Here is a 9784-nt window from a genome sequence, read left to right on the forward strand (position 1 = left end):
ACAGTTGCTCCCACAGGACTGGACTGCGCAACACCGCAACCTAGAGGGCTGGTTCATCTGCTGTGGCAAGGGGCATTCTGCACCCCCTGCCTGGTCACTCAGATCTCTACCTGCGTTCCTAACTCGATCACCCGGTTGAGCGGCAGGTTGAAGAACCTGAGGTTGCCGTTGGCGTTCTTCAGCAGGAACGCGAACAGGTTGCCACGCCAGCGCGACATGCCCTCCAGCCTGGAGGCGATGACCGTCTCCCGGCTGAGGAAATACGTGGTGCGCATGGGCGTGAAATCCAGGTCGTCCAGGTGGCACAGTTTCAACGCTGCCGGCACGTCAGGCTCGTCCATGAAGCCAAAGTGCAGCACCACCCTGAAGAAACCGTCGCCGTAAGCCTCCACTTCGAAACGTTCCTGCTCCGGCACCCGCGGCCGGTCCTCGCTGAGTACGGTCAGCAACACCACCTGGCTGTGCAGCACCTGGTTGTGCAACATGTTGTGCAACAGCGCATGGGGCACCGCGTCGGACCGGGCCGTGAGAAACACCGCAGTGCCCTCTACCCGGTGTGGCGGCTGGATGCGGATGCTGCTGATGAACAGCGGCAGCGGCAGCGCGCCTTCGTCTATGCGCTCCACCAGGATCTGCTTGCCGCGCTTCCAGGTACTCATCAGCAGGAACAGCACGCCACCGGCCAATACCGGGAAGGCGCCGCCCTGTACGATCTTCGGCACGTTGGCAGCAAAGAACAGCCCGTCGACCAGCAGGAACCCCACCAGGATCGGCACGGCCAGCATCGGCGGCCACTTCCACAGCAACAGCATCACCGCAGACACCAGGATGGTAGTCATCAGCATGGTCCCGGTCACAGCCACCCCGTAAGCCGCCGCCAGTGCCCCTGATGACTCGAAGCCGATCACCAGCAGCACCACCCCTACCATCAACGTCCAGTTAACGGCGGCAATGTAGATCTGCCCCTGCTCGTCACTGGAGGTGTGTTGAATATGCATGCGCGGAATGTAACCCAGCTGGATAGCCTGGCGGGTGAGGGAGAACGCCCCCGAGATCACCGCCTGGGAGGCGATGACGGTGGCCAGCGTCGACAGGCCGACCAGCGGCAGCAGGGCCCAGCCCGGCGCCAGGAGGTAGAACGGGTTACGCGCTGCCTCCGGGTTCTGCAGCAGCATCGCACCCTGGCCGAAATAATTGAGCACCAGCGCAGGCAGCACCAAGGCGAACCAGGCCCGGGCGATGGGCTTGCGACCGAAGTGGCCCATGTCGGCATACAGCGCCTCTGCACCGGTCAGGGCCAGCACCACAGCCCCCAGAATGGCCACGCCCATGCCTGGGTGGACGACGAAGAAGTTCACCGCCCAGCCCGGGTTGAAGGCCTTGAGCACTTCGGGTGTTTGCAGAATGCCGTGCACGCCAAGGGCAGCCAGCACCAGGAACCAGGTGACCATCACCGGGCCGAAGAGCTTGCCGATTTTCTCGGTACCGTGTTTTTGCACCAGAAACAGCGCCACCAGCACCACCAGCGAAATGGGCACCACCCAGTGGTCGATGCCATCGAACGCCAGGCCCATGCCCTCTACCGCAGACAGCACCGACACGGCCGGGGTGATCATGCTGTCGCCGTAGAACAGCGACGCGCCGATCAGCCCGCATATCACCATCAGCGTGCGCAAACGCGGGTAGGCCGCCGTGGCCCGCCGCGCCAGTGCAGTCAGCGCCATGGTGCCGCCCTCGCCCTGGTTGTCTGCGCGCAGGATGAACATCACGTACTTGAACGACACCACCCATAACAGCGACCAGAGGATCAACGACAGGATCCCCAACACACCTTCATGGTTGACCGGCACCCCATAGCCGCCGGTAAAGACTTCCTTGAGGGTATACAACGGGCTGGTGCCGATATCGCCATAAACCACCCCGACCGCCGCCACCAGCAGGCCCAGCGACCGTGTCGCGCCCTGCTTACCTGCGTGCCCGCCCTCGGCGTGACTGCTTGCCTGAACCATCGACCACTCCCGCAGACGGCCTTCAAGGCCCTTGTTGTTCACTTCCACGCAGGCCACCCGCAGCGGCCTGACGCAACGGCGCGAAGCATAGCGCAGCGTTCGTCGTATTTCTGCTGGTCAAGCGACCTTGTGCTCGCTAGAATTGCGCACTTTTTGATCAGAGGCGCCGAAAGCGCCCGTCAAGCTCGCCCCCGATTCCGGCCGGGCGACCTGCATTCAATACCGAGGTTAGTCATGTCCACCACGCCCGCCACCCCCAAGGTAGGTTTCGTAAGCCTGGGTTGCCCCAAAGCCCTGGTCGATTCCGAGCGCATCCTGACGCAGCTGCGCATGGAAGGCTACGAAGTCGTGCCCACTTATGAAGATGCCGACGTGGTGGTGGTCAACACCTGCGGCTTCATCGACAGCGCCAAGGCCGAGTCGCTGGAAGTGATTGGCGAAGCGATCAAGGAAAACGGCAAGGTCATCGTCACCGGCTGCATGGGTGTCGAGGAAGGCAGTATCCGTGACGTGCACCCCAGCGTGCTGTCGGTGACCGGCCCGCAGCAGTACGAGCAGGTGGTCAATGCCGTGCACGAAGTGGTGCCGCCGCGCCAGGATCACAACCCGCTGATCGACCTGGTGCCGCCACAGGGCGTGAAGCTCACCCCGCGCCACTACGCTTACCTCAAGATTTCCGAGGGCTGCAACCACAGCTGCAGCTTCTGCATCATCCCGTCCATGCGCGGCAAGCTGGTCAGCCGCCCGGTGGGTGAGGTGCTGAGCGAGGCCGAGCGCCTGGTAAAGGCCGGTGTGAAGGAGATCCTGGTGATTTCCCAGGACACCAGCGCCTACGGCGTAGACGTCAAGTACAAGACCGACTTCTGGAACGGCCGCCCGGTCAAGACCCGCATGCTGGAACTGTGCGAGGCACTGAGCAGCCTGGGTGCCTGGGTTCGCCTGCATTACGTGTACCCGTACCCGAACGTTGACGATGTGATCCCGCTGATGGCGGCCGGCAAGATCCTGCCGTACCTGGACATCCCGTTCCAGCATGCCAGCCCCAAGGTGCTCAAGGCGATGAAGCGCCCGGCCTTCGAGGACCGCACCCTCGCCCGCATCAAGCAATGGCGCGAGCAGTGCCCGGAGCTGGTGATCCGTTCCACGTTCATCGTCGGTTTCCCGGGCGAAACCGAAGAAGACTTCCAGTACCTGCTGGATTGGTTGACCGAAGCCCAGCTCGACCGCGTGGGCTGCTTCCAGTATTCGCCGGTGGAAGGCGCGCCTGCCAACGACCTGGGCCTTGCCGAGGTGCCGGATGACATCAAGCAGGACCGTTGGGACCGCTTCATGGCTCACCAGCAAGCCATCAGTACCGCCCGCCTGCAACTGCGTATCGGCAAGGAAATCGACGTGCTGATCGATGAAGTGGAAGAGCAAGGCTCGGTTGGCCGCAGCTTCTTCGATGCACCTGAAATCGACGGCAGCGTGTTCATCGATGGCGACCATGGCTTCAAGCCGGGCGACAAGGTGCGCTGCCGGGTAGTAGATGCCGACGAGTACGACATGTGGGCCGAGCCGATCTGACCATGAGCCAGCTCCCAACCCTCGAGACGCCACATCTCAGCGATTACCCGGAGCTGGTGCAGGTTTGGGAAGATGCGGTGCGCGCAACTCACGACTTCCTGCCCGAGGGCTACATCCTGCTGCTGCGCGACAAGATCTTGCGCCAGTACCTGGATGCCGTGATGCTGGTGTGCTGCCGGGCGCCAAACGGCAGTATCCAGGGTTTTATCGGGGTGGCCCAAGGCCGCGTGGACATGCTGTTCGTGGCCCCTGCCTGGCATGGTCACGGGGTGGGCAAGCGGTTGCTGCGTCACGCCGTCAGCGTGCTGAATGCCCAGACGCTGGACGTCAACGAGCAGAACCCCAAGGCTTTGGGCTTCTACCTGCACGAAGGGTTCGAAGTGACCGGCCGCTCGCCAACCGATGGCCTGGGCCAGCCCTACCCGTTGCTGCACATGCGTTTGCGCAAAACGGTGTGATTGCCACAGATTCCCGCCCCTCAACCGCGCGGGAAGGTACAATGCAGGCTCTTTTTGCCTTTGCGAACCGCCGTCATGTCCGAACCCACCCGCCTGTCCAAACGCCTTGTCGAGCAGCTTGGCTGTTCTCGTCGCGAGGCCGAGCTGTATATAGAGGGGGGCTGGGTGACGGTCGACGGTGTGGTGGTCGAGCAACCGCAGTTCAAGGTTGAACAGCAAAGCGTCGCCCTCCTGCCTGGCGCCCGCGCCGAAACACTGGAGCCGGTTACCCTGCTGCTGAACCAGCCTGCCGGCCAGGATACCGAGAGCGCCCGCGCAAGCATGGGCATGGGCAGCCTGAGCGAGGCCCACCGTGAAGGCGTGCGTGCCCTGCACGGCCACTTTGCCCGCCAGGCCTGTGTAGCGCCGCTTGAACCCGGTGCCAGCGGCTTGCAGGTGTTCACTCAGGATTGGCGGGTAACCCGCAAGGTCAATGCCGACCTGCGCCGTCTGGAGCAGGAATTCGTCGTCCAGGTGCGCGGTGAAGCCAGCCCGCAGGCATTGGAACGCCTGGCGCGGGGCGTCATGCGTAATGACCGTGAATTGCCCAAGGCCAAGGCCAGCTGGCAGAACGAAACCCATCTGCGCCTGGTGCTGAAAAACCCTCAACCTGGGCAAATCTCCGAGCTGTGCGCCTATCTGCGCCTTGAGCTGCTGGGTATGCGCCGCATCCGCCTGGGGGGTGTGTCCATGGGCAAGCTACCGCTTGGCCAATGGCGTTACGTGGCAGCAACCGAACGCTTCTAAGCAACACGCCGCGCTGGTGCGCGGCACCTGAACAGGATTCTGCAGCAATGAACCACAACGACGTCCTGCGCAGCCTGCGCTACATGCTCAAGGTGAACGACGCCAAGATGGCCGAAATCGTCGGGCTATCCGGCCTCGACGTGCATCCCCTGGTGCTGGCGACCTACGTGAAAAAAGAGGAAGAAGAAGGCTTCGTGCGTTGCCCTGAACGGGTAATGGCGCACTTTCTGGACGGCCTGGTCATCTACCGCCGCGGTAAGGATGACAGCCGGCCAGCGCAGCCAATCGAGCTGCCGGTTACCAACAACCTCATCCTCAAGAAACTGCGGGTAGCCTTCGAGCTCAAGGAAGACGACCTGCACGCCATCCTCAAGTCAGTGGACTTCCCCGTCAGCAAACCCGAGCTGAGCGCGCTGTTCCGCAAGGTTGGCCACGAGAACTACCGTGCCTGCGGCGACCAGCTGCTGCGCAACTTCCTCAAGGGCCTTACCCAGCGCGTGCGCGGCTGAATGACCATGCAGCATACGGTAAGCCCGGTCGGCATCGTGCGCTCCTGCTTCAAGGAAAAGTTCGCCATACCGCGCCAGCCGCAGTTGGCACCGGCTGCACGGGGGGTGCTGGAGCTGCTGCCGCCGTTCGATCAGGGTGAGGCTGTAGACGGCCTGGAACAGGTCAGCCACGTCTGGTTGCTGTTTCTGTTCCACCAGGCCCTTGAAGAAAAGCCGCGGCTGAAAGTGCGGCCCCCGCGCCTGGGCGGCAACACGAGCATGGGGGTGTTTGCCACCCGTGCCACCCACCGGCCCAACGGTATCGGCCAGTCGGTGGTCCGCCTCGAGGGTGTCGAGCCGGGGCGTTTGCTGCTTTCGGGCATCGACCTGCTCGATGGTACCCCGGTGCTGGATATAAAACCCTATGTGCCTTACGCCGACACCATTGCCGATGCCCATAACCAGATGGCCAGCCAGCCACCTGTAGCGATTGCCGTGCAGTGGGGCGACGCTGCCCTGGTGCAAGCTCGCGAGCATACCCTGCGCCTGGGGCAACCCGTGGTAGAGCTCATTGAGCAATGCCTGGCCCAAGACCCACGGCCTGCCTACCAGGTGCCAACGCCGGAGCGGGTATACGGGGTGAAGTTCTGGGACGTGCAGGTGCGCTGGCATTACCCGCAAGCGCAGGTTATTCGGGTGCTGGAGGTGGTGCTGGCCTGATTCGGGCCAACCTGCAAGCGCACACCGAGGGTAAATAAGCAGGCATGAAAAAGGCGACCTCACGGTCGCCTTTTTCGTTTCGCTATCCCGAGATCAGCGAGCAGGGCCTTCAGCGACACCCAGGTCGTCGGTAGGACGGGTATCGATCAGCGGGCCGCCACCGGAGGCCAGCTCCGAAGCCAGCTTGTCGTTGTCCATTTCCTTGACCCACTTGGCAACCACCACGGTGGCCACGGCGTTGCCGACCAGGTTGGTCAGTGCACGCGCTTCGGACATGAAGCGGTCGATGCCGAGGATCAGGGCCAGGCCGGCAACCGGCAGGTGGCCAACGGCGGACAGCGTAGCGGCCAACACGATGAAGCCCGAACCGGTCACGCCAGCAGCACCCTTGGACGCGACCAGCAGCACCAGCAGCAGGGTGATCTGGTGGGTGATGTCCATCGGGGTGTCGGTGGCCTGGGCAATGAACACGGCCGCCATGGTCAGGTAGATTGAGGTGCCGTCCAGGTTGAACGAATAGCCGGTGGGGATCACCAGGCCAACCACCGATTTCTTCGCACCCAGGCGCTCCATCTTGGCCAGCATGCGCGGCAGGGCCGATTCCGACGAGGAAGTACCCAGCACGATCAGCAGTTCTTCACGGATGTAGCGGATCAGCTTGAGGACGCTGAAACCATGGGCGCGGCAGATGCCGCCCAGTACCACCAGCACGAACAGCAGGCAGGTGACGTAGAAGCACGCCATCAGGTAGCCCAGTTGCACCAGCGAACCCACGCCGTACTGGCCGATGGTGAACGCCATGGCGCCCATGGCGCCGATCGGGGCCAGCTTCATGATCATGTTGATGATGTTGAACATGACATGGGCGAAGCGGTCGATCATGTCCAGCAGCGGCTTGCCGTAGCTGCCCAGGCGGTGCAAGGCGAAGCCGAACAGCACCGAGAACATCAGCACCTGCAGGATATCGCCGTTGGCGAAGGCGCCGACCACAGTGTTGGGAATGACGTTGAGCAGGAAGCCGACGGTGGTCTGCTGCGCGCCGGCGGCGGCATAGGCGGCCACACTGCTGGCGTTCAGGGTGCTGACGTCGATGTGCATGCCAGCGCCTGGCTTGACCACGTTGACGACGACGAGGCCGATGAGCAGGGCGACGGTAGAGACGATTTCGAAATACAGCAGCGCGTAGCCGCCGGTCTTGCCGACCGACTTCATGCTCTGCATGCCGGCGATGCCGCTGACCACGGTGCAGAAGATGATCGGGGCGATGACCATCTTGATCAGTTTGACGAAGCCATCACCCAGCGGTTTGAGGGCGACGCCTGTTTCTGGGTAGAAGTGGCCGAGCAGAATACCGATGGTGATGGCGACCAACACCTGGACATACAGGGATTTGTACAGCGGCTGACGTGTCGTCATGGCTAAATTTCCTCGAGTGCGCCGGTTCACCCTTCCCAGGGTGGTGCGGCACCTGAATCGCTAACCCTCCTGCACATGGAGGGATTTGTCGTTGTGTTCGAGCTGCCTTGGCAGGCCTCTGCTGATATCGATAGCAAAGGTGGTGCCAAAATGCCCACGATAGGTGCAATGGCAGTATTAACGGGCATTTCGTGCCCAACGACGGGGCGACACTGCAGAGGATATGGCGGGTTTCCGCCCGCTGGCGGAATTTGTACACCGGCGATGGCGGAAATCCGCCTTGCGCCGGGTGGTAAAGGCCTATTCCAAATTGAAGGTGATTCTGAAGGCGGCGCCGCCCAGTACCGAGTCACCCAGACTGAGCCGAGCGTCGTAGCTGTCGACGATGTCCTTGACCACTGCCAGGCCAATGCCCTGCCCCGGGTGCTGGCTGTCCAACCGCTCCCCGCGCTCCAGGATGCGCTGGCGCTGATCGGCAGGCACCCCTGGCCCGTCATCTTCGATGCACAGCGTAAGCTGGCCTGGCACCTTGGCCCAACTGACGTTCACCTGGCCCAGGCTGAGGCGATACGCGTTCTCCAGCAGGTTGCCCAGCATTTCCAGCAGGGCCCCTTGCTCCATCGGCACACAGGCCTGTTCCGGCACGTCCAGCGTCACGTCCACGTTTTTGTCCCGGTAGACTTTGGCCAAGGTGCTGCACAGGCTGTCGAGCAGTGGCCGCAACACTACGCTGTGCCGCACCAGGCCACTTTTGCGCAGGCTGGCACGTTGCAACTGGTAGTCGATCTGCTGGCTCATGCGCTCGATCTGGCTTTGCAGGATACGCGACTGCTCACGCTCACCGCTGCGCTGCTGCAAGCTCTCGCCTACCCCTTGCAACACCGCAAGGGGTGTTTTCAGGCTATGAGCCAAGTCGTCCAGCGAGTGCCTGTAGCGTTGGCGCTGTTCACGCTCGCTGCGCAGCAGACGGTTCAATGAGCCGGTGAGGCGCAGCAGCTCCCTGGGGTGATCGCCGCTCAGGCCCTCCCGCGCGCCGGACTCCAGGTCGTCCAGTTCGTGGCTGAGGCGCCGCAACGAGCGCAGGCCCCAGGTCAGGCCGGCCCATAGCAGCACCAGCAGCGCCAGCAGGGCAGCGCCGAAACCGAGGTAGAGTTTTTCCCGCAGGCCATCGAGGGTGTGTTGATACTCACGCACCGGCTGCAGGGCAACGATGCTGTAGGCCGCGCTCTGGCCGCCCAGCAGTTTGACCTCGACGTCGTAGACAAAGAATTCCTCGCCAGAGGCCTGGCGGATACGGGCGAACTCGTTACCGCGGCCATCGTAGCGGGGGGTGTAGTTGACGTTTTGCGCCGCCGTGGCGCGGGACTGCCAGACCAGCTTGCCCTGGCGGTCGAAGATGTAACCGAGCAGCCCCGTGTACGGCAGGTTATAGCGTTCGTCGGGCAGCAGCTCTGGCATCTGCAGCTGGCCGTGCTCGATACGGGCGGCAGAAATGAGGGTGGTGATGTCCGAGGCCAGGCGCTGTTCGATGGACTCCTCGAGCGCCAGGCTGAACGCCTTCTGCAAGGCCGGGAGCAGCGCCAGCATGAACAGCAGCGCCAGCAGTGTGGCGGCCAGCATCAGGCGTACCCGGAGGGAGCGGATCACCGGCAGCGCTCGGTGAACAGGTAGCCCAGCCCGCGTACGGTGTCGATGGGCTTGAAGCCCTGCTCGCCTTCGAGCTTGCGCCGCAGGCGGCCGATCAGCACTTCGATGACATTGGGGTCACGCTCCTCGTCACCTGGGTACAACTGCTCCATCAGGCGGTCCTTGGCCACCACTTGCTGGTGATGGCGCATGAGGTACTCGAGGATGCGGTATTCGTAGGCGGTCAACGCCAGCGGTTGCTCACCCAGGGCTGCCTGCTTGCGGTTGAGGTCCAACACCAGCGGCCCGGCAGCGATGGTCGACTGGGTGAACCCGCTGGAGCGGCGCAACAATGCATTCAGCCTGGCCTCCAGTTCCTCGAACTGGAACGGCTTGACCAGGTAGTCGTCGGCACCCGCGGCCAGGCCCTCCACTTTGTCCTGCCAGTTGCCACGGGCGGTGAGGATGAGGATGGGGAAAACCTTGCCTTGGCCGCGCAAGCGCGAAATGAGCTCCAGCCCGCTGATACCGGGGAGCCCCAGGTCAATGATGGCCAGGTCAAAATGGTACTGCTCGGCCTGGTACAACGCCTCTTCGGCATTGGCAACCGCTTCGACCACATGGCCGCTTTCGCCCAGGCGGGTGTTGAGGTGATGGCGAAGCAGCGCTTCGTCCTCGACCACCAGCAGTTTCATGTGCAGCTCCTTATGGCTTT

The 9784-nt window shown here is 63.0% G+C and carries 9 protein-coding genes; 5 read left to right on the forward strand and 4 right to left on the reverse strand.

The window, feature by feature from the left end; translation table 11 throughout:
- Positions 1 to 98: 98 nt before the first annotated feature.
- Complete coding sequence (locus APH25_RS12095; RefSeq protein WP_060482107.1) at positions 99 to 2009, reverse strand: potassium transporter Kup; 1911 nt, start codon at positions 2007 to 2009, stop codon at positions 99 to 101.
- A 234-nt stretch (positions 2010 to 2243) separates the two neighbouring features.
- Here APH25_RS12095 and rimO point away from each other — a divergent pair, with 234 nt between their 5' ends.
- The 5 genes from rimO (at position 2244) to tsaA (ending at position 6027) form a co-directional block, all read left to right on the forward strand.
- On the forward strand, positions 2244 to 3575 hold the full coding sequence (gene rimO, locus APH25_RS12100; protein ID WP_028634585.1) for a 30S ribosomal protein S12 methylthiotransferase RimO: 1332 nt from the start codon (positions 2244 to 2246) through the stop codon (positions 3573 to 3575).
- Positions 3576 to 3577: 2 nt separating this feature from the next.
- A complete protein-coding gene (locus APH25_RS12105; protein WP_028634584.1) occupies positions 3578 to 4033 on the forward strand; it encodes a GNAT family N-acetyltransferase in 456 nt (151 codons plus the stop codon).
- Between the two features lie 75 nt (positions 4034 to 4108).
- Positions 4109 to 4819 (forward strand): rRNA pseudouridine synthase, encoded by a 711-nt coding sequence (locus APH25_RS12110; protein WP_060482105.1) that lies wholly within the window; start codon positions 4109 to 4111, stop codon positions 4817 to 4819.
- A 47-nt stretch (positions 4820 to 4866) separates the two neighbouring features.
- Positions 4867 to 5328, forward strand: a complete 462-nt coding sequence (locus APH25_RS12115) for a DUF1456 family protein (RefSeq protein ID WP_028634582.1) — start codon at positions 4867 to 4869, stop codon at positions 5326 to 5328.
- A 6-nt stretch (positions 5329 to 5334) separates the two neighbouring features.
- Complete coding sequence (gene tsaA / locus APH25_RS12120; protein ID WP_060482108.1) at positions 5335 to 6027, forward strand: tRNA (N6-threonylcarbamoyladenosine(37)-N6)-methyltransferase TrmO; 693 nt, start codon at positions 5335 to 5337, stop codon at positions 6025 to 6027.
- A 93-nt stretch (positions 6028 to 6120) separates the two neighbouring features.
- Here tsaA and APH25_RS12125 read toward each other — a convergent pair whose 3' ends face one another.
- From APH25_RS12125 to APH25_RS12135, 3 genes are all read right to left on the reverse strand, one after another.
- Entirely contained in the window at positions 6121 to 7443 is a 1323-nt protein-coding gene (locus APH25_RS12125; RefSeq protein WP_028634580.1) for a dicarboxylate/amino acid:cation symporter, read from the reverse strand.
- 300 nt (positions 7444 to 7743) lie between these two features.
- Positions 7744 to 9090 carry an ATP-binding protein gene (locus APH25_RS12130; protein WP_060482106.1) on the reverse strand — a complete coding sequence of 449 codons (1347 nt, stop codon included), beginning with the start codon at positions 9088 to 9090 and terminating at the stop codon, positions 7744 to 7746.
- Positions 9087 to 9764, reverse strand: a complete 678-nt coding sequence (locus tag APH25_RS12135; RefSeq protein WP_028634578.1) for a response regulator — start codon at positions 9762 to 9764, stop codon at positions 9087 to 9089. The genes APH25_RS12130 and APH25_RS12135 overlap by 4 nt, the downstream gene beginning before the upstream one ends.
- Between the last annotated feature and the right edge of the window lie 20 nt (positions 9765 to 9784).

The organism is Pseudomonas sp. NBRC 111119, from assembly GCF_001320125.1.
GTDB classification, from domain to species: Bacteria; Pseudomonadota; Gammaproteobacteria; order Pseudomonadales; family Pseudomonadaceae; genus Aquipseudomonas; species Aquipseudomonas parafulva.